Origin of the sequence: Saccharothrix variisporea (assembly GCF_003634995.1) — a bacterium.
Taxonomy (GTDB): Bacteria; Actinomycetota; Actinomycetes; order Mycobacteriales; family Pseudonocardiaceae; genus Actinosynnema; species Actinosynnema variisporeum.
Map to the genome: position 1 here is coordinate 2,690,560 of NZ_RBXR01000001.1, position 19,367 is coordinate 2,709,926.

General features: G+C 72.9%; 15 protein-coding genes. 4 read left to right on the forward strand and 11 right to left on the reverse strand.

The window, feature by feature from the left end; genetic code table 11:
• Window positions 1–42 precede the first annotated feature (42 nt).
• The 4 genes from DFJ66_RS11760 to DFJ66_RS11775 all read right to left on the reverse strand — a co-directional run bounded on the left by DFJ66_RS11760 (window position 43) and on the right by DFJ66_RS11775 (window position 6,482).
• Window positions 43–1,818 carry a copper resistance CopC/CopD family protein gene (locus tag DFJ66_RS11760; protein ID WP_246029703.1) on the reverse strand — a complete coding sequence of 592 codons (1,776 nt, stop codon included), beginning with the start codon at window positions 1,816–1,818 and terminating at the stop codon, window positions 43–45.
• 70 nt (window positions 1,819–1,888) lie between these two features.
• Entirely contained in the window at window positions 1,889–2,611 is a 723-nt protein-coding gene (locus tag DFJ66_RS11765) for a YcnI family copper-binding membrane protein (protein WP_121220713.1), read from the reverse strand.
• A gap of 31 nt (window positions 2,612–2,642) precedes the next feature.
• On the reverse strand, window positions 2,643–3,692 hold the full coding sequence (locus DFJ66_RS11770; RefSeq protein ID WP_121220715.1) for a multicopper oxidase family protein: 1,050 nt from the start codon (window positions 3,690–3,692) through the stop codon (window positions 2,643–2,645).
• Window positions 3,693–3,767: 75 nt separating this feature from the next.
• Window positions 3,768–6,482 (reverse strand): cupredoxin domain-containing protein, encoded by a 2,715-nt coding sequence (locus DFJ66_RS11775; RefSeq protein WP_246029704.1) that lies wholly within the window; start codon window positions 6,480–6,482, stop codon window positions 3,768–3,770.
• Window positions 6,483–6,962: 480 nt separating this feature from the next.
• Here DFJ66_RS11775 and DFJ66_RS11780 point away from each other — a divergent pair, with 480 nt between their 5' ends.
• On the forward strand, window positions 6,963–7,424 hold the full coding sequence (locus DFJ66_RS11780; RefSeq protein WP_121220719.1) for an MmpS family transport accessory protein: 462 nt from the start codon (window positions 6,963–6,965) through the stop codon (window positions 7,422–7,424).
• 221 nt (window positions 7,425–7,645) lie between these two features.
• Here DFJ66_RS11780 and DFJ66_RS11785 read toward each other — a convergent pair whose 3' ends face one another.
• The 7 genes from DFJ66_RS11785 to DFJ66_RS11815 all read right to left on the reverse strand — a co-directional run bounded on the left by DFJ66_RS11785 (window position 7,646) and on the right by DFJ66_RS11815 (window position 17,713).
• Window positions 7,646–8,443, reverse strand: coding sequence for an FHA domain-containing protein (locus DFJ66_RS11785; RefSeq protein ID WP_246029705.1), 798 nt, complete (start codon window positions 8,441–8,443; stop codon window positions 7,646–7,648).
• Window positions 8,444–8,455: 12 nt separating this feature from the next.
• On the reverse strand, window positions 8,456–9,622 hold the full coding sequence (locus tag DFJ66_RS11790) for a serine/threonine-protein kinase (RefSeq protein WP_121220721.1): 1,167 nt from the start codon (window positions 9,620–9,622) through the stop codon (window positions 8,456–8,458).
• Window positions 9,619–11,736 (reverse strand): transglutaminase TgpA family protein, encoded by a 2,118-nt coding sequence (locus tag DFJ66_RS11795; protein WP_121220723.1) that lies wholly within the window; start codon window positions 11,734–11,736, stop codon window positions 9,619–9,621. Before DFJ66_RS11795 ends, DFJ66_RS11790 begins: the two co-directional genes overlap by 4 nt.
• Window positions 11,733–12,872, reverse strand: coding sequence for a DUF58 domain-containing protein (locus DFJ66_RS11800; RefSeq protein WP_121220724.1), 1,140 nt, complete (start codon window positions 12,870–12,872; stop codon window positions 11,733–11,735). The genes DFJ66_RS11795 and DFJ66_RS11800 overlap by 4 nt, the downstream gene beginning before the upstream one ends.
• Window positions 12,873–12,874: 2 nt before the next feature.
• Window positions 12,875–13,831 carry an AAA family ATPase gene (locus DFJ66_RS11805; protein ID WP_121220726.1) on the reverse strand — a complete coding sequence of 319 codons (957 nt, stop codon included), beginning with the start codon at window positions 13,829–13,831 and terminating at the stop codon, window positions 12,875–12,877.
• Window positions 13,832–13,857: 26 nt separating this feature from the next.
• Entirely contained in the window at window positions 13,858–15,960 is a 2,103-nt protein-coding gene (locus tag DFJ66_RS11810) for a fibronectin type III domain-containing protein (RefSeq protein ID WP_147459208.1), read from the reverse strand.
• 124 nt (window positions 15,961–16,084) lie between these two features.
• Window positions 16,085–17,713, reverse strand: a complete 1,629-nt coding sequence (locus DFJ66_RS11815; protein ID WP_281276608.1) for a serine/threonine-protein kinase — start codon at window positions 17,711–17,713, stop codon at window positions 16,085–16,087.
• A 203-nt stretch (window positions 17,714–17,916) separates the two neighbouring features.
• On the opposite strand from DFJ66_RS11815, the gene DFJ66_RS44100 reads away from it, so the two are divergent.
• Genes DFJ66_RS44100 through DFJ66_RS11825 form a run of 3 tightly spaced genes read left to right on the forward strand, consistent with a single transcriptional unit; the run spans window position 17,917 to window position 19,342 of the window.
• Window positions 17,917–18,258 carry a hypothetical protein gene (locus DFJ66_RS44100; RefSeq protein WP_246029706.1) on the forward strand — a complete coding sequence of 114 codons (342 nt, stop codon included), beginning with the start codon at window positions 17,917–17,919 and terminating at the stop codon, window positions 18,256–18,258.
• Entirely contained in the window at window positions 18,216–18,704 is a 489-nt protein-coding gene (locus DFJ66_RS11820; RefSeq protein WP_170199024.1) for a WXG100 family type VII secretion target, read from the forward strand. Before DFJ66_RS44100 ends, DFJ66_RS11820 begins: the two co-directional genes overlap by 43 nt.
• A 5-nt stretch (window positions 18,705–18,709) precedes the next feature.
• Window positions 18,710–19,342: a hypothetical protein gene (locus DFJ66_RS11825; RefSeq protein ID WP_121220733.1), complete on the forward strand. Its 633-nt coding sequence runs from the start codon at window positions 18,710–18,712 to the stop codon at window positions 19,340–19,342.
• The last annotated feature ends 25 nt before the right edge of the window (window positions 19,343–19,367 follow it).

The window sequence follows — 19,367 nt, forward strand, 5'->3', positions numbered from 1 at the left end:
GTCGCGTCACCGTCCGTTCGGCTCATCACCGCGTGCGCGGGATCAGGGAATGCCCACGGGAACGTCAACGATGGCCTCATCGACATCGGACGTGCGAATTGCCAACGACAACGACCATGCTCCGGATACGGGTACGGAGAACGCGTTCGAGACGTAATGTCCTGGTACACCACCGTAACGCAACGGCACGGGCAGCGGCGCCGGTGACCGCTCCGAGTGGCTCAGCGCAGCGCGCACCTCGGCGACCGCCTTCGGCTGTCCCCGCTCGTCCAGCACGGCCACGTGCAGCTCGTGCCCGCCGGACGCGCCGGGCGCGACGAGTGCCGCGACCTTGCCGCGACCGGCGGCCCCGCCGGCGTCGAAGTCGGCGGTGACCGGCTCGCCCGGCGCGGGAGCGGGCCGCGTCGGCGTGGGGGCCGGGCGGGTCGCCGCGGCCTGCTGCACGGCGACGGTCTCGGTGTTGACCAGCACCGCGGTGAACCCCAGCACGACGGTCGCGATGACCGCCTCGGCGGCCACGACCGCCCCGAAGCGCCGGACCTGCCCGTCACCGGGTCCCCGGGCCGCTCGGCGCTTGTCCGACACCGTGACCACCGCGAAGCCGTAGTGGCGCCGCACCCAGCGCCGAGCCGCGGCGCCGAGCGCGAGGAGCACGACCACCAGCACGGCCTTGACGAGCAGCACCCGCCCGTAGGACGTGCCGACGAGGGCGGACGGTGTGCCCACGAGCCGCCAGGACTGGAACAGCCCGGTGCCCACCAGCACCAGGACCGACACCAGCGCCACCCGGGAGAACCGCGGCACCGCCACGCGCATCGCGGGCACGTCGTCGGACCGCACGACCACGGCGGCGACGACCACGAGACCGCCCAGCCACACGGCCATCGCGGTGAGGTGGGCCGTGTCGGCGACCAGCGCGAGCCCGACCAGGTCACCGCCAGCGCTGTGGGAACTCGCGCTCCACGTGGCCGCGAGCACGCCCGTGGCCGCCAGCACCGCGATGCCGCGCCGCCGCCGGTCGGCGATCACGTGCGGGTGGCGCGCGAACCACCGGAGGGCGACGCCCACCAGCACCAGCACGAGCAGGCGCGCCAGCATCGCCAGGCCCAGCCGCGTGCTCGCCGTGGCGGCGACCAGGGACGGGTCCAGCGCGGCGGTCAGCGGCCGGCCCGTCGCGTACGGCCCGTACAGCAGCAGCACCAGGACGGTGGCCCCCAGCAGGGCCCACCACCCGCCCGCCAGCAGCCCGCGGACCCGCCGGCCGACCGCGGTGCCGGCCTGGCACCACACGGCGAAGAACGCCGCCCCGGCCAGCAGCGCCAGCCCGGCGAAGGACGACCACTTGGCCGTCCCGTAGGCGAGCCCGACCACCCGGTCCGGCTCGGCGTGCGCGTCGGCCGGTGGCGCCGCCGGCGACGACGTGGACGGCTGTCCCACGCTGAAGACGAACCCGCCGCGGATCGGGTGGGTGTCCGCGGAGGTGACCTGCCAGTCGACGGTGTAGGTCCCGTCGGACAACGCCCGGGGCACGGCGACCACCACCGCCTCGGGCCGGCCCGCCGGGTGGGCGGGCGCACCGGTGGTGATCGTGTCGCCGCCCGGTCCCAGGAGCCGGATCGCGGCCAGGCCGAGGTCCACCGGCTCGCTGAAGGTCAGCGACACCTCGGCGGGCGACGCGGCCAGCACGTCCCACCCGGTCGGACTGGTCGAGACGACGGAGGCGTGCGCCTCGGCGACGCCTTGGCCGCCCAGGACGGGCAGCACCGCCAAGGCGAACGCGACGCACGCGCGCAGCAGGGTGTTGATCGCTCCTCGCACCGCTCTTCCTCTCACCAGGGGTGGGCGCGGGGTCGACGGCCGGCGAAGGGCCGTCGACCCCGCGCGGGTGTCAGACCCGGGCCGGCGACTTCGCGGCCGGTTCCGCGGGGACGGGCGCCGGCGTCGACCGCCGCCGCGTCGTCAGCGCCACGCCGAGCCCGACGAGGCCCGCCACCAGCCCGGCGCCGCCGAGCACCCGGCCGAGCGCGTCGGCGCCCGTGGACGGCGGCGGGGCGGGCGCCGCCTGCGGCGCGGGAGCGGCGGCCACCGTCAACGTCGGGGCCGGGTGCTCCGGACGGGCCGCGCCGTCCTGCTGGAGGTCGATCCACCGGACCACCTCACCGCTGGAGTAGGTCTGCACCGCCTTGAACACCAACTTGCCGTCGGTCTTCGGCAACGGCCCCAGGGAGACGGGGAACTCCTGGAACTGGCCGGGCAGCACCGGGCCGCCCTCCCAGGCGATGGCCGTCACGACGTCGGACGACCCCTCCTCCCCCGCGGGCTGGTCGGACTTCTCCTTCGTGGTCACGGCCGTCCACCCCGGAACCGGTTGCACGGACACCGAGCGGAACCGGTGGTCGGTCGGGAGGGACACCTCCAGCCGGGTCGTCGAGGCGTCTTGGCGCTCGTTGGGCACGCGGAACACCACGCGGGCGTAGCCGCCCGGTTCCGCGGTGCCCGGGGAGACAGTGACGTGCGCCGACGCGGTCGGTGCGAACAGGACGGTCGCGGACGCGACGACCCCCAGCGCGAGGGCGAACGTGGTGCGCCGCGTGAAGTTGTTCCAGGACATGGGTTTCCTCCCGGTCGGGGGTGTTCGGGTGTCAGCCGCCGATCGGCAGGGGCAGCGGCAGTCCGATCGTGGGCGGGTCGACGTTGAAGATCGACACCAGCCCCGCCATGCCCGTGTGGGTTTCGGCGTGGGAGAAGATGTGGCAGTGGATCATCCACTTGCCGACCCTGGTCGGTGTCCAGATCAGGTCGTAGGTCTGCCCGACGCCGACCAGCACGGTGTCCATCTGCTGGGGTGAGGGCAACCGCCTGCCGTCCTGCGCCACCACTTCGAAGTAGCCGCCGTGCAGGTGGATCGGGTGGATCATCTCCGGGCCGGAGCCGATCAGCCGGATGCGCACCCGCTCGCCCACCCGGGCCCGCAGCGGCGCGGTGGCGGGGAAGCTCTTGCCGTTGAACACGAAACCCAGCGCGCCGTCGCCGACGATCAGCCGGTAGTCGCGGTCCGAGGCGATGTCGCCCAGCCTGGGCACCACCTCCAGCGAGCCGTAGAGCCCGCGGCCCTCCTGGTCGCCGTGCATGTGCGAGTGGTACCAGTGGGTTCCGGTGCTGATGGCCTTCCACTCGTAGGTGTAGCTCTGCCCCGGCGCGATCTCCGGCTGGGTCAGGTTGGGCACGCCGTCCTGCTCGTTGGGCAGGTCCATGCCGTGCCAGTGCAGCGCGGTGGCCTCCGGCAGGTCGTTCTGCAGGATGAAGCGCACGGTGTCGCCCTCGTAGATCCGGATGACCGGTCCGGGCACGACCCCGTTGTAGGCGAAGGCCTGCCGGACGTTGCCGGGCGAGACCTCCCAGTTGATCGGCGCCGCCCGCAGGCGGAACACCTTCACCCCGCCGACGACCTCGTACGGCGCGAGCCGCGTCCCGTCACCGAGGTCTTCCCCCGCCGCGGCCGGCGGCACGGGGTCCGCGACGAGCTTCGGGTCCGCGACGGTGGCCGGGGCGGAGCCGAACGCCTGCACACCCACCACGACCGCGGTCACGGTGAGCACGAAGGCCATCAGGGCGGGCAGGATCGCGCGTCTCGCGGAGGTCCTGGACGCGCCGGTGAGGAACCTGTCTTCGCTTGCCAACTCGGTGGACATGGGCCGCCTTCCGCAGGGCGCCCACGGGCCGGGAAACCACCCTGGAGTGGCTTCCCGGCCGCGTGGTGGGTGGTGTCAGCAATCAGTGGAGTAGGTGATCGGGTGCCGCTGACGGCAGGTCAGCAGGTCGTTCACCGGGTTGCTGGGCACCTTCTGCACCCAGCCGTTGTAGACCAGCGGCACGGCGAGCACGCCCATGCCGCCCATGCCCGCGTAGTCCACGACCGGGTCGTCGGTCGCGGTCGTGGGCGCCGGGTCGAGCACCATCTTGCCGACCACGGCGGCGTCGGACGGGCTGCCGTCGCCGTTGGGGTCGATGTCGACGACGGCGAGCGTGTTGGCGAACTTGCTGGAGACGTAGGCGTAGTAGCCGCCGCCCCGCTTGGCGCCGTAGTTGATGCCGTGGCAACCGGAGTCGCACGGCAACCACTTCACGATCTCGTCGGTCTTCGGGTCGATGACGGTCAGGTTCGACGACAACGTGTTGGCCACGACCACCGCGTTGCCGTCCGGGCTGACCGGCAGCTGGATCGGCAGACCGCCGAACGGGCCGCGCTCACCGGCCACCGGGTCGTAGTTGCGCCACAGGTCGATCTGCTTGTTGTGCACCGTGGCGCCGCCGTCCTTGCAGGCGTCCGCCTTGAGCGAGATGCACGAGACCGTGCCGCCCATGAAGTTCGCCTCGTAGGCCTTCGCGCCGTCGGGGGTGATGCCCGTGGCGATCGGCAGCTCGCCGGTGGCCTCCTTCCGGATGTTGCCCGTGGCGATGTCCACGATGGTCGAGTCGTAGCTGTTGACGTTCGGCGTGACCATGGTCGCGCCGTCGCCGGTCATCCAGTGCGCGTGCGGGTGCGCGACCTTCTCCCCCGGGCCCTGGACCGGGATGCGGCGGTCGATCTTCGTGCCGCCCGGCGACAGTTCGACCACCGACGCGCCGCCGTTGATGGCGACGTGGAGCTGGTCGGTGTCGGTCCTGGTCATCACGTGCGAGGGGTCGGGTCCGACTTCGACCTGCCGGACGAACCGGCCGGTCGCCCGTTCGAACACGTCGAGCTTGTTGCTGAACCACTCGGTTTGGTAGATGTACCGCTCGTCCTTGTCGGTCCACATGTTGTGCGGGTTGTTCATGTTGACCTCGGGCAGCGCCACCTTGCGGTCCACCGTCCACGACGTGACGTCGACCTTGGTCGCGGTGCCGGACTTGGTCTTGCTCGCGGTCTTCTCCATCTCGGTGTCGATCCAGACCTCGCCCACGCCGGGGGTGCCCGGCCGCTGGTTCAACGCCGGCAGGGTCTTCGGCGTGTTGAACTTGTTCTTGAAGTAGGCGTCCAGGATCGGGACGAGCTGCGGCGAGCCGTTCGAGTCGTACATCAGGATCGGCGCCGGCGGGAACGTCGGGTTCCACGTCTTCGCCTCGGTGTTGCTGAACTTCTGCCAGTTGCCCGGCGAGGTGATGTTGAAGAACTTGTTCACCAGCTGCGAGATGATGTCCGCGTCGGAGGGGACGTTCAGCGCGCGGCTGTTGACCCTGAGCTTCTTGCCGAAGTCCAGGCCGGGGGTGAGCGGGTCGTCCACGACGACGGCGCCCAGCATGTACGGGTGGATCTTGCAGACGAACGCGTAGAGACCCGGTGCGGTCAGCTGCGCGGTCGTGCTGCCGACGAAGGCGCCCGGCTGGTCGAACGGGAAGCCCGCCGCGTCCTCCGGCCAGATCAGGTTCGTGATGGTGTGCGCCGACTGCGCGGCGGGTGCCGAGATGTCGAAGTTCACCGTCACGGGCAGGCTGATCGTCGTGCTGGACACGTAGGCCTGGATGTCGGCCAGCACCTTCATGAGGTCGACGCCGACCGGCAGGTCCAGCAGGTTGGTCTTGGTGTTGGCCGGGCGGGCCGCCATCTGCTGGGTGAGCTGGGTGATCAGCGTGTTCGCCCTGATCGACCGCAGGTCCAGCGGGGAGAGCACCTTGCCGATCGCGTTGCGCAGGTTGTCCAGCCCGAGCAGCTGCGCCGGGTCGACGCCGAGGCTCGAGATCAGCGGGGAGCCGTTGTTGAACTGCAACTGGGTCAGGCTCGCCAGGTCACCGTTGAGCAGGTCGCTCGCGGCCGAGCCGAGCAGCGCGCCGTTGCCCAGCAGCGGCAGCCCGTTGAGCGGCAGGCCGGGGATGATGCTGCCGGGCTTGACCCGCGGCAGCTCGGCCACGGCCAGGGACCGCGTGCCGAACAGGGTGAGGTTCGTGTCGTACCAGGAGCCCTGGTTGTCGGTGAGGTGGAACGACACCGGGACCGGGCCGACACCGATCGGCGTGCCGCCGGAGCCGGTGGTCGTCGTCGGGCCGGGCGCCGGGGGGCTGGTGGTGGTCGTGGTCGTGGGCACCGTGGTGGTCGTCGTCGGGCCCGTGGTGCTCGTGGGTGTCGTGGTGGTGGTCGGGTTCGTGCCGTTGACCACCACGGAGCCGAGCATGTCCGGGTGGAAGCGGCAGCGGTAGTTGACGGTGCCGGCCGAGGTGAAGGTGAACGAGAAGGACTCACCGGGGTTGACGTCCGCGGACAGCGGGCCGCCGGTGACGCTGTGCGTGACGCCGTTGGTCTCGTTGTTGGTCCACCTGACGGTGTCGCCGACCTGCACGTTCAGGGTCGGCGGGTTGTACTGGAGGTTCTGCATCGACACCGTGAACGTGGCCGCGGTGGCCGCCGGCGCGTTCAGCCCGACGGCCGCCAGGGAGAGCAGCAGCGCCGAGCCGAGCGCGGCGGCCCGTGACCAGCGTCGGCGTCTCCCTCCCGAAGAGAACATGCGTGGTACGTGCGGAGAGCGCATTGTTTCCCCTTCTGAGACCTATTTCGCCACATCCGAAAACCTTCGCGCTTGGCCGGTGAACCGGCGCCCCGAAGGCACCTCAATACATCCGCGACCAATGTCCGAGCGATTACCCGTGCGTTAACGGTCGGTCAACTGGGTCGCACCCGGCGGCGTTCAATGATGTGACCAACAGCTAACAGAACCGTTTGTGCCGCAGAATGCACGACAGCGGACCAACCGCCTAATGGTCCATGTATGCGCAGGTCACACGCCTGGTAGCGCTCCCCGAAGCGCCTGTCCAAGTGACGTGTATTTGCCTTTCAGAGTTGACAACCGACACCCCCGGGGCATCGGAAAAACGAAATAACCCCCTTCTGGAGCACTGGTCAAGGCACCGCCGCGGTGCGACCATGACCGCGCACTCGCCGCGACAATGCGAGAACCCGTCCGGGAGGCGGGAGAAAGTGAGGGAACATGACCTCCGCCACCGCCACGCGCCCCGACCGCGGCTCCGGGAGGAAACCGTCCGCGGGCCGGCGAACCCGGTCGATCGCCGCCGTCGTGGCCCTGGCCGCCGCCGGCACGGCCGCCTGGGCGATCGCGAACCAGGAGCCCGACCCGGTCCCGACCACGCACAAGGTCGTCTACGAGGTCACCGGCCCCGGCGGCAAGGCGCCGTTGATCAGGTTCGCCACCGAGGGCGTGAACTCCACCGAGCAGGCCGAGACCGTCGACCTGCCGTGGCGCCGGGAAGTGGTCCTGCCCGCCGGGCCGGGACTCGTGGTGGCCCAGGTGATGGCGACCAACGGCGAGGGCGAGTCGATCTCGTGCACCATCACCATCGACGGCCACCTGGTCTCCAACAACACGGCCAAGGGCGAGCACTCCGCCGTGTCGTGCTCGAACATGATCACCCCGGAGCTCGGGGGGCGGTGAACCGGGAGCTCGGCGGCGGGCGTGGCCCGGCCGGCGGGACGCGCTCCCCTCGGCCGGTCAGGACAGCCTGGCCGAGCGGAGCGGGCCGCGGGCCGAGCAAGTGGGCCGCCAGCCGACCGAGCGCCGGGCCGAGCAAGGCCGGGCCGACCGGGCGGCGGCCGAGTGAACTGCGGGCCGAGCGCCGGGCCGGGCAAGCCGGGCCGACCGGGCGTGGGATCCGCTCACGGACTCCCGCGCAGCAGGTCGAGGTCCTTCGGGGTGAGTGCGGTGGACTGGACGAGTTCCCGGAGCAGGTTGTCGTTGAGGGCGTTGCCGAGTGGTTCGCCGACCTCCTCGCGGGTCAGGCCGGGCACCCCTCGGCGGGACAGGCGGTCGCGGACCGTGCTGACGCGGCGTTCGACCTTCTTCGCGGTCCACCCCGCGTCGGGTTGGAGCGCGGCGAGGCGGAGCGCGGTTTCCTTCCACGTCAGCGGCTTCGGGTTGGGCTCCCTCGACAGGTAGCCGCCGCCGAGGACGACGAGCACCAGCTTCTCGTCCGGGGTGAGGGCGTAGCGCCGGGGCGGGTCGGTGTCGACGCCGTGGCGGGAGCGGGGTGGGCCGCTGTCGTGGCCGGTGACGTAGATCTCCAGCAGGTGTTCGCGGTCCCGTGAGCCGGGGACCAGCAACGGCGTGTAGCCCTCGGCCAGCGGGATCGGGTCCTGCTGGGTGAACAGCCACTGCGCGCCGGGCAGGCGGATCGGCCGGCGTCCGGTGTTGCGCAGCCACCACCTGCCCTGGCGGTGGATCAGCTCGCCGTGCCTGCGGCTGACCTGCTGGTCGTCCTCGCCGACGCACACGTGCACCAGCGGCCGGTTCCGTCCGAAGTAGACGATCCGGCCGTCGCGGGGGCCGACCGCGTAACCGCCGCCCAGGGCCAGCGCGTGCACGGAACCGGGCACGGCCCGCGGGACGCCGTGCGTCAGGCTGTTGTGCCCCCTGGGCAGTGCGAGCCCGTCCGGATGCGTCACCTTCGGCTCCACGCGCCGACCTCCTCACCCATCGCAGACCGCCCCTCGCAGGTCCTCGGTCTGGCTCTCGTAGATCGGCTCCTCGCCCTTGGTGGCGCGCACCAGGAAGCAGTACTTGCGGGCCGGGTCGGGATCGACGCTCACCGTCGTCGTGTTCCCGAACCCCACGGGGAACGTGTGGCCGGGCTCGCCCTCCACCCAGTAGCGGACGGCGTAGTACAGCTTGTCGTCGTTCGAGGTCCAGGTGAGCGCGACCTTGTCGCCCAGGTCGATCGGCTCGGCCAGTTCCACCACCGGCTCCGCCGCCTCCGAGACCGGGGCCGGTGGCGGTGTGCTCGTCGGGGGCGGCTCGGGTGTGGTGCGCGGGACGAGCACGAACGCCAGCGCGGCGGCTGACACGGCCAGCCCCGCCCCGATCGCGTACCGGTGTCGGCGCGAAGGCCGGGCCTGCGGTGCGTCGGTCGTACCCGAAGCGGAAGTGTCGGTCGCCGGGGAGGACCGGCGGGCCGGGTCGGGTGCCAGCATGCGGCCGATGGCGGTGGACAGCGGGACGGGGACGTCGGGACGGCTGACCGCGGGCACCGGGTCGCCGAGCACGCGCAGGATCCGCTCGCCGGTCAGCTCCCCGAGCCGGCTCGGGTGCGGCGAGGTCCCGGTCAGCGCGAAGTGCAGCACCGCGCCGAGGCCGTACACGTCGGTGGCCGGTTCGACCAGGCCGGTGCGCAGCGTCTCCGGCGCCACCCACTCGATGCCGGACAACGGGTCGCGCCGGAACTGCCGGCGTTGCACGACGCCGAAGTCGGCCAGCACGACCTCGCCGTTCGCGCGGAACAGGACGTTGGTCGGGCTGATCCCGCCGTGCAGCACGCCGAGCGCGTGCGCGGCGGCCAGCGCGCGTGGCAGCGTCTCGCACAGCGCCGCCACCTCCTCGGACGGCAGCGGCCCGTCCCGTTCGACGCGGCTCGCCAGCGAGTCGACGCACAGCTCCATCCGGAACGCGTGCCTGCCGCCGTCGACCAGTTCGACGCCGTCCAGCGGCAGCACCGGCGCGGACAGCCCGGCGAGCTTGGCGCGTTCCCGCTCGATCACCGCGAGGGCACGCCGGTCGAACTTGCCGGGGAACACCTTCAACGCGACCCCGTCGACCGCGTACACCTCGGCCACCGGGCCGCTGCCGAGCAACTGGCTCATCGGATCGCGAACACCGCCTTGACCCGGGCACCGAACGACCGCCGGGCGAGCGTGCCGCGGATCTCCGCCACGGCCTGCCACGCCGCGGTCACCGTGTCCTGCTGCACCGGGACTCCCGACCACAACGCCATGTCCAGGTGGACGGCAAGTCGACGCAGGCTGTCCACTGTGGACTCGGCGGACACGGCGGCGACGTCGCGGGCGGTCATGCCGGGGGTGATCCGGGTGCCGTGCGCACGCAGCAGGTCGCGGGCCTCCCACCACGCGCCGACCACGCCGCGGACGCCGGTGTAGCGCTTGCGGCGCGCGGTCCGGACGAGCTTCGCGACCGGGATGGCGAGCAGCGCCGTCCCGAGCAGCGCGAGCAGGCCCAGCCCACCCCACAGCGCGAGCGTCCCGACCCCGACCCCGGAACTCCCCTGCGCCACCCGTCCGGGCGCGGACACCGGCGGGTCGGGCAGCGGCTGGGTCGGCGGCGGCAGCTCGGTCCGGGCCTTCGCCACCACCTCGGCCAGCGGGGTCGACGCCGGACCCGCGTCGCTCGCCGCGCCGGCCGGGTCGAGCGGCACCCACCCGACACCCTCCACCGCGACCTCGGGCCAGGCGAGCACGTCCTCGTTGCGCACCACCACGTCCCCGTCCGCCGGCTCCCGGGGCGCGCGGAACCCGACCGCCAACCGGGCCGGGATGCCGACGATCCGGGCGAGCACCACGTAGGACGCGGCGAACTGCTCGCTCGTCCCCCGCTTGGTGTCCAGCAGGAACTCGCGCAGCTGCGGCCAGCCGCTCCCGGTGGGCAGCTCGGCGCCGGTCGCGACCTTGTAGTTGTCGCCGAGGTACTGCTCCAGCACCAGCGCCGTCCGGAACGTCGGCCGCGCGTCCCGGGTGGCCGTGCGCGCCAGCCCGGCGATCTCGCCCGGCACGGTCCCGAGGTCGCCGGTCCGGACGTCGGCGGACACGGCGGCGTCGGCGAGCCCGGCGAGGTCGCCGAACGGCTCCCGCCAGTGCAGGTCGTAGGCCACCGGGCCACCCCGTTCCGGGAGCAGCAGCGTGCCGGAGTCCTGGTCGATCAAGGGCCGCACCGGGCCCGTCACCGAGGTGGGCATGGCCTGGCTCGGCAGCCACCGCGCCCCGCCGGGCACGGTGAGGCGCGCGGAGTGCCCGGTCGTCGGCACGGTCGTCCCGGCCGGCGGCCCGATCTCCGCGCCCAGCCTGCGGTACCGGTCGCCGGCCGTCCACGTGACGCCGTCGAAACCGTCCAGCACGACCAGTCGCCAGCGGTCCACGGGAGCGTCGCTGGTGTACCGGAACACCTCCGCGTCCGGATCGGCCAACCGCGCCGCGACCTCGGCCAGCGGGCTGACCTCCCGCGCCGACGGGGCCGGGGCGAACTCGTTGTGCCGCACCGAGTACGCGGGTCCGGTCGGCACCGCCAGGCCGACGACCGCGGCCACGACGCTCAGCGCGACCGTCAGCGCGATCGCGGACCGGGACGGGGACAGGAACAGCCCCGCCGCGGCGACCCCGTAGGCGAGGGCGGCCGGCAGCACCACCGCACCCTCCGCGGCGACGAAGGCCTGGCTCAGCAGGAGCAGCGCCAGGCTCGGCAGCACGGCCGCGGCGGGCCGGCGCAGCAGCTCGATCCCGATCATGCCCACGACGAGCACGAGCAACGGCACGAACAGCAGCAGGTCCGCCTCGGGCCGCACCGGCCACGTCGACTGGAGGGTGAGCTGCCAGGAGTCGGTCACGCCGGCGACCAGCCGGGTGAGACTGGCCGAGGTCGGCAGACCGCTGCGGGTGGTGTCGTACAGCACCAGCTCGACCAGCACGAGCGCACCCGCGACCAGCGCGAGCAGGGGACGCCACGGCCGCAGCGCGGGAACCCGGAGGCACAGCTCGACCACGGCGTAGCAGGCCACGACGACACCGGCCACCGGCGGCACCAACGCCCACAGCCCGAACACCGGGGCGAACAGCAGACCCGGCACCGCGGTCGCGAGCAGCAACCACACCGCGTGGATCCGCGCCACCCGATCACCAGTTGCTCCCGGCGTCACCCGATCACCACTTGCTCCCGGCGCCACCCGATCACCGCCTGCCGCCGTCGTCATGCGATCACCGCCTGCCACTGGCGGATGGCGTCCACGGCGTTCGCCGCCCGCAGCACCCGCACCCCCGGCACCTCCGGCGCGGCACCGGACAACCCGACCACCAGGACCACGCCGCCGTACCGGGGCCTCAGCCCGACCAGCGCCGCACGGTCATCCGCCGACACGGTCACCGCGGACGAGAGCACGACGAGGGTGCCGCCGCCCGCCCGCGCCAGCACGCCGGGCACGAGCGGCAAGCCCGCACCCCGGGTCCGCGTCACGACGCACAGCTCCTCCAGGTACCGCTGGACCGCGTCCGCCCCCGAGGGCGTGCCGACGTCGACACCGCCCGGCGTCACCAGCCGGCACCGGTGGTCGGCCTTGACGGCGGCGACGACCAGGGACGCCGCGAGCTCCACCGCCTCCTCGAACTCCGGCGCCGTCACCTCGCGGCGGTCGTCCAGCAGCACGGTGAACCGCGGCTGGTGCGGGTCGGCGTAGTCGCGGATCATCACCTGCCCGGTCCGGGCCGTCGCCTTCCAGTGCAGGTGGCGGACCTCGTCCCCGGGCACGTACGGGCGCACCTCGCGCAGGTCCAGCGAGCCCCGCGGCGAGGTCTCCGTGGCCTCCCCGTCGTGGTGGTGCAGCGGAAGCCCGCCGGCGACCGCGCCGACCGGGTGCGTCCGCGGGTACACCCACAGCGTCGCCGTCCCGCCGAGGGACAGCTCGGACCGGCCGAGCCCGAGCGCGTCGGCGCGGAACAGGGTCAGCGGGCCGACGTCGTGCCGGCCGCGCCGCCCGGTGGGCACCTCGTTCAGGTAGGGCTGTTCCGCGCCGGGCGCGAGCGACCGGACCGCGACGGACACCCGGTCCTCCCCCACCCGGTCGACGGCGGTGAAGCCGCCCTGCCGCCGCGTGCCCGGGTTGTGGACGCGCAGCGTGAGCACGGCCCGCCCGTCGCGCTCGACCCGGTCGGGGTACAGCTCGCGGATCACCTCCACCCGCGGCTTGCGCCCGGCGACGGCGAGCGCGGCGGCCACCGCGCCCAGGGCCATCGCGCCCACCACGACCAGCAGCGGGTAACCCGCGCCCACGCCGAGCGCGAGCAGCACCACCGCCCCCGCGAGGGTGCCCGCGCCACGCCGGGTCAGCCGCACGGTCAGACCCCCGACGCGCTCGTGACCGGGACCGGGAGCTGGGCCAGCAGGTCGGCCACGACGCCCTCGGCCTCGCGCTGCCGCAGTTCCGCCTCCGGCTTGAGGATCAGCCGGTGGTCGAGCACCGGGTGCGCGACCTCCTTGATGTCGTCGACCGTCACGAACGCGCGCCCGTAGGTCGCCGCGAGCGACTGCGCCGCGCTGACGAGCGCGATGGTGCCGCGCGGGCTGGCGCCGTACCGGACCTCCGGGTGCTGCCGGGTCGCGGCGGTGATGCTGGTCGCGTAGTCGATCACGGCGGGGTCGATCCGGGCCGCGCGCGCCTGCGCGATGGCGCCGCGCAGCGTCGGGACGTCCACCACGGCGGGGAGCTCGTCGGGGTCGACGCCGGCGCGGTCGCTCATGACGATCAGCGCCTCGGAGGCCCGGTCCGGGTACCCCATCCGCAGCCGCATCAGGAACCGGTCCAGCTGGGCCTCGGGCAGCCGGTAGGTGCCCGCCATCTCGATCGGGTTCTGGGTGGCGATCACCAGGAACGGCCTGGGCACCTCGTGGCTCACGGCGTCGACCGTGACCCGCCGCTCCGACATCACCTCCAGCAGCGCCGACTGGGTCTTCGGGGTGCCGCGGTTGATCTCGTCGGCCAGCACCACGTTCGCGAACACGCTGCCCGGGTGGAACGCGAACTCCTCGTCGCCCTGGTGGTAGACCTGGACACCGGTGACGTCGCCGGGCAGCAGGTCCGGCGTGAACTGGATCCGGTTCCAGCTGCCGCCGATGCTGCGGGCCAGGCACCGGGCGAGCGTGGTCTTGCCCAGGCCCGGCACGTCCTCGACGAGCAGGTGCCCCTCGCTGAACAGCGCGGCCACGGCCAACCGGACGACCTGCGGCTTGCCCCGCACGACCTTCTGGACGTTCGCCGCGATCAGCTCGTAGACCTGACCGGGAGTCTGCGTCACGATGTCCCTTTCCTCGACTGGAGTGCTCACCAGACCACCTGGTTGGACCGGATCGGGGTGCCGTCCGGGAGGACCACTTCCACCCACACCGTCTCGCCGGGGCCGGTGTAGGCGAACTTGTCCAACACCTTGCTGCCGTCGGGTTCGGTGGTCGTCGTGTGGCCGGGGTTGCTGTACGGGGAGTTGGAGTACGGCTGGACGTGGTAACGGGTGTTCGGGTCGAACCCGGTCATGACGATGTGCATCCACGCGCAGTCCGGTTCCTCGCCGCAGGTGTCCTCGGTGGGAGCGCCCTTGCTCAGGGTCAGCTGCGGCAGCGGCGCGGCTTCGTGGGTGGCCGACGCGGGCGCGCCGGTCAGGAGCTGCCCGTCCGGGGTCCTGGTCACCGCGGACACCGTGAAGGTGATGGCCTGGGACGCCCGCACCTGCGGGTACACGACCTGGGTCCCGGTCACCTGCCGCGTGTCCAGGCCGGTGGCGGTGACGACGTAGTGGACGAGCGTGCCGCCGTTGAGCGCGGGCTGTTGCCAGGTCAGCGTGACGTCCCGGGTCGGCCGGTCGTCCACGTCGTAGTCCGCCCGCAGGCCGACCGGGGCCGCGGCCGGCGAGACCGGCGCGCTCGGCGTGACCGGACCGGTGGACGCGCCGGGGCCGGTGCCCATCTGGTTGGTCGCGGCGACGGTGAACGTGTAGCTCACCCCGTTGGTCAGGCCGTTGACCTGGTACGCGCTCGCCCCGCCGCCGACCGCGACGGACCCCGTCTGGCCGTTGCTGCCTTGCCACGACACCACGTAGGAGGTGATCGGCGCGCGGTTGTCCGGCGCGGCGCCCCAGGTGACGGTGGCCGAACCGTCGCCGGGCCGCGCGTCGACCCCGGCGGGGGCGCCCGGACGGCTCGGCGGCACCGGGGGCGGCGTCTGCGGCAGCGGGAGTCCGGTCGTCCGTTCCGGCTGCCGGCCTTCGTCGCCGGGTTGCCGGGTGTCGCCGGGCTGCGCCGACTGGTCGGAGGTCGTCGTGGTGGTCGTCGCCCCGGTCGGCGTGGCGGCCTTCCGGGTCACGTCGACGTTGGTCACGCTGCCGTCCTCGTCGACCACCAGCACCTGCGTGCCGTTGGTGTCCTCGACGTAGACCCGCTTGTCCTCGCCCACCGACAGCCGCGGCTGCCCCGTCTTGTCCTTGAGCGGCTTCTCGTCCTTCCGCTTGCCGTCCGCGTCGTAGGTCAGCACGGTGCCCTTCTGCCGGTCCACCAGGGCCACGACCTCACCGGTCGACACCGGGCCGTCGTAGTCCCCGGTGCCCAGCGCCACCGTCACGGACTTCGCGGGCGTGGTGCGGGTGTCCACCAGGACCAGGCTGGTCTGCGCCGGGCCCGGGTCGAGGATGGCCAGCTTGCCGTCCGCGTCCCGCGTGGCCGGTCGGGAGTCGGGCGACAGCAGGACCCCGAGGTCGACGCCCTCGCCGAGCGCGTCGCCCTCGACGGTGTGCAGCCTGCTGGTGAACAGGTCGAGGAACGCGGGCCGGTCCCCCACGACGGTCAGCGCGCCCGCGTGGTCCGCCGGCGCGGTCACCGGGCAGCCGGACACGTCGACGGCGTCCTTGGCCAGCGCGCAGATCTCGCCCTTCCCGGTGCGGTGGAACCACACGGTGCCGTCCTGGGTGACGACCGGGCGGCCGATCGCGCCCCCGGTGGAGATCGACGCGGCCGGGTCGCCGAGCCGGATGATCCGGCCGGTGTTGGCGTAGACCGCGTACGGCCCGCCGACGACCTCGATGCCCACCGGGATCTCGTCCGAGGGCGGGGTGGCCGAGTGCCGCTGCGCCAGGGAAGCCTTGTCGAACCCGGTGATCCGGTGCTGGCCGACCACCCAGCCGCTGGTGTCGCTCTGCAGGACCTGGCTGCCCACTTCGGCGTCCATCGGGAACCGGGTGTCGAGGTTGGCCGTCGCGCCGTCGACGTGGAAGACCGTGCCCAGCACGGAGTTGTACATCCAGTGCCCGGTGTTGGCGAACCGCGCAGCCGACAACGGCGGAGCCACCCCGGCCACCACCGCGACCACCACCGCCCCGCACACGACACCCAGCAGCACGAACGGCCGACTCACGCGGACGGCCGAGCGTTTCCTCGTCACGCGCCGGACGCTAACGGCGACTCCCGGGGACCGGTCCCGAACGCCACGGGCCGCCGGCGTCTCACCCGTAGCGTTCGACGAGTGCGGCGAGTTCGCCGGCGATGGGCGGCCCGCCGCGGCTTCCTCAGGTCAGGTTCCAGCTGTCGCGGATACCGGCGATCAGTGGCTCGGCCGCCGCCCACTGCTGTTCCAACGTCGCCGAGTCGGTGGCGTACAACGAGAACGTCAGCTTGTACACCGCTCCGGACACCACGGCCCGCGTGCGGGTGCGGTAGTGCACGGTGCCGGTGCGGTAGGTGCACTCGAAGTCCGCCGTCGACGCCGTGCCCGACAGCTCGATCTTGTGGTAGTCCGAGTTCTGCTGCCTCGTGCTCTGGGCGGCGTCCTCGGCCGTCAGCACGTCGATCGCCGCAGCGCCCGGCTTGCCGCTGGTGCGCTGCACCTCCACCTTCAGGCCGCTGAACCGGGGGTCGGTCCGCTTGCCCTCCCACGTGACGGAGCTGAGCGGGCCGTCGATCGAGGACGAGCGCTGCCAGTCGGGCGGGACGCTGATCTCGAAGCCCAGCCGTTCCCGGTAGGGCTTCAGCGTGACGGGTGGAGCGCCGGTCGTGGTCGTCCCGGCGGTCGTCGGCGACGCGGCGCCGCGACCGCTCGGCGGCAGGTTCATCAGGACCACCGTCACCACCAGGGCGACCACCACGACCGCGCCGGCGACGGCGATCAGCGGCCCGCGCGTCGAGCGGCGGCGCCTGGTGGGCGAGTTCGGGGGCAGCGTGGGGGCGTCCGGTGCGACCAGTCCGGGCGCGTGCCACGGCGGCACCGCGGTGCGCGTGTTGGGCACGGTCCGGTGCGCGACCGTCTGCTCGCCGGCCGGGTCGACCACCGCGGTCGGGAGGTCCAGCCGGACCCTGCTCCCCGGCGGGGTCGAGGTGCCCCGGGCCGCGATCTCGGACAGCTTCCCGATCGCGTCCCGGGCCGTCATGCGCTCGGCGGGTTTCTTGCGCAGCAACCCGTTGATCACCGACGCCAACCGGCCGACCCGCGGGTCCGGGGCCGGGTCCCAGGACAGCACCGCCCCCAGCGTGGCCTGGACGTCCCCGCGCGAGAACGGCGTCCGGCCGACGACCATGCCGTAGAGCATGATGCCGACCGACCACAGGTCGGCCGCCGGCCCCGCTTCCGCACCCCCGATCCGCTCCGGCGAGATGTACTCCGGCACCCCGGGGAGCTGCCCGGTCGCCGTGAGCACCGAGTCGCCGTCGACCAGCGCGATGCCGAAGTCGGTGAGCACGACCTGGTCGTCGACGAGCATGACGTTGCCCGGCTTGACGTCCCGGTGCAGCACGCCGTGGCCGTGCGCGTAGTCCAGCGCGTCGAGGACCTGGGCCCCGATCCGCGCGGCCCGGTCCACCGCCATCGGGCCCTCGGCCTCCAGCACCTCGCTCAGCGAACGCCCGTGCAGCAGCTCCATCACGATCATCGGCAACCCACCGTCGGTCACCACGTCGTGGACCGTGATGATCCCGGGGTGCTTGCTCAGCTTGGCGGCGGCCCGCGCCTCCCGCAGCGCACGCCGCACCTCCGGGTCGTCGTCCCGGATCACCCGGCCCCTCGGCGGCACGATCTCCTTGATGGCCACCTCGCGGTCGAGGTACTCGTCGTGCGCGAGCCAGACGACACCCATCCCACCGCGCCCCAACGACCTGCGCAGCCGATACCTCCCGGCAACCAGCCTCCCCTCGCCCTCAGTCACAGCGGCGGGACCCCGGCGGCGAGTTCAACGACCTCCACGTCATGGTGTGGTCATACCGGGCGCGGTTCGGGAGGGGTCCCCGGCAACGTCCGACCGACCGGCCGCCATCGAGATCAACCACGACGACACCGGCATCGGCTCGGGCGGTGAGTGGTGCGGCCGGTTCGGGTGTACCGACCTCGTCCGCGTGACGGCGGGGGAACATGGACGAGAGCGTTCTCGACCCGGACGGGGCCCGTGAGCGGATGGCCGCCTGGAAGGGCCGGATCGACAAGCTGGCGGCCGACACGCAGGCGATGAACGACCTGGTGGCCCCCGTCCGGTCGACCCGTGAGGCGTGGACGGGCTCAGGGCTCGCGGACAGCATCGAAGGCCTGGTCGACGCGATCAAGACCGAGGGCTGGGTGGACGACGCCCTGGCCGGCGCGGCGCTGGGGGTGGAGGTCGCCGCGACCGTGATGGACCCCATCAGCGCGCTGCTCGCGAACGGCCTCGGTGGGCGATGGAGTACTTCGAACCGTTGCGGCAGGTGCTGGACGAGCTGACCGGCAAGCCCGATGTCGTGCGGTCGCACGCGGCGACGTGGAACACCATGGCCACCGAGCTGCACGCGATGTCGAAGGAGCTGGGCGAGCACCTGAACAGCGACCTGCCGGACTGGCGGGGGCCGGCGGGCGAGGCCTACCGGGCGTTGATGGCCAACAACGTGGAGGCGATCGGCGGTCTCGCGGCGGTGTCGGCGGCGATGGCCGTGGCCACCGAGGGCGCGGGCGGGCTCGTCGAGCTGACCCGCGAGATCGTGCGCGACCTGATCGCCGACCTCGTGGCCAGGGTGATCGTGTGGGCGGTGGAAGCGATCTTCGTGGTGACCATCCCGGTGATCGCGTCCCAGATCGTGGCGGCGGTCGTGAAGTGGGCGGGCCGCATCCTGGTCTACACGACCGCGCTGATCACCAGTCTCGGCAACCTCAGCAAGCTCCTGGACGGGTAGCCGCCGTGAAGACGCTCCTGACCCTCCTCGCCCTCCTGGTCGCCTTCGCCCTCCACCGCCGCCCACCGGGCAACGGCCCCGGCCACCCGCACGACGCGGGCGACTCGACCGGCCGGCCGTCCCGGCAGAGCGGCCACATCGACGCCGCGAACGGCATGACCAGCGCCCAGCAGGCCACCGCCGAAGCGGCGGCCCGAGGTCGTGCCGGCGCCGGCCAGGGCACCGGAACCGGCACCCCGCAGGGACAGCCCACCAACCAGTGGAGCAACGTCCAGGGCAACCCCCCGAATCCGACGAACATCAACATCAACGCCGGCCGCCGCATCCACATCCTCGACGGTGACGGCGACGGCGTGGGCGGCGGGCACGCACCCGGCACCGGCCTGCCGAACAAGACGGAATTCCCCGACGGGTGGGAGGACGACGTCATCATCGACCGGGTCGTGGACGTGGCCCGCAACCCCGACCAGCCCCCGGTCCTGCCTGTCCCAACTCACCGTCGTGCCGTGAGGTTCGCGGAGCCTCTCCGGCACCACTGTCAGCCAACGGCCCACAACGCGATGCCGCCGGCCTTGCGCCCACGCTTCGGTTCGGAGTCGGCCGGGCGGCGTCGACGGGCCTGGCGTGGTGCCCGGTGAGGACGACCCGGGTCGCCGGGGCGGG

What these genes read in the sequence shown, in the direction of transcription:
- DFJ66_RS11765 (WP_121220713.1), bottom strand. Translation starts at nt 2,611, where the DNA reads ATGTCCTGGAACAACTTCACGCGGCGCACCACGTTCGCCCTCGCGCTG.
- DFJ66_RS11770 (WP_121220715.1), bottom strand. Translation starts at nt 3,692, where the DNA reads ATGTCCACCGAGTTGGCAAGCGAAGACAGGTTCCTCACCGGCGCGTCC.
- DFJ66_RS11775 (WP_246029704.1), bottom strand. Translation starts at nt 6,482, where the DNA reads ATGTTCTCTTCGGGAGGGAGACGCCGACGCTGGTCACGGGCCGCCGCG.
- DFJ66_RS11780 (WP_121220719.1), top strand. Translation starts at nt 6,963, where the DNA reads ATGACCTCCGCCACCGCCACGCGCCCCGACCGCGGCTCCGGGAGGAAA.
- DFJ66_RS11790 (WP_121220721.1), bottom strand. Translation starts at nt 9,622, where the DNA reads ATGAGCCAGTTGCTCGGCAGCGGCCCGGTGGCCGAGGTGTACGCGGTC.
- DFJ66_RS11795 (WP_121220723.1), bottom strand. Translation starts at nt 11,736, where the DNA reads ATGACGACGGCGGCAGGCGGTGATCGGGTGGCGCCGGGAGCAAGTGGT.
- DFJ66_RS44100 (WP_246029706.1), top strand. Translation starts at nt 17,917, where the DNA reads ATGGACGAGAGCGTTCTCGACCCGGACGGGGCCCGTGAGCGGATGGCC.
- DFJ66_RS11820 (WP_170199024.1), top strand. Translation starts at nt 18,216, where the DNA reads ATGGAGTACTTCGAACCGTTGCGGCAGGTGCTGGACGAGCTGACCGGC.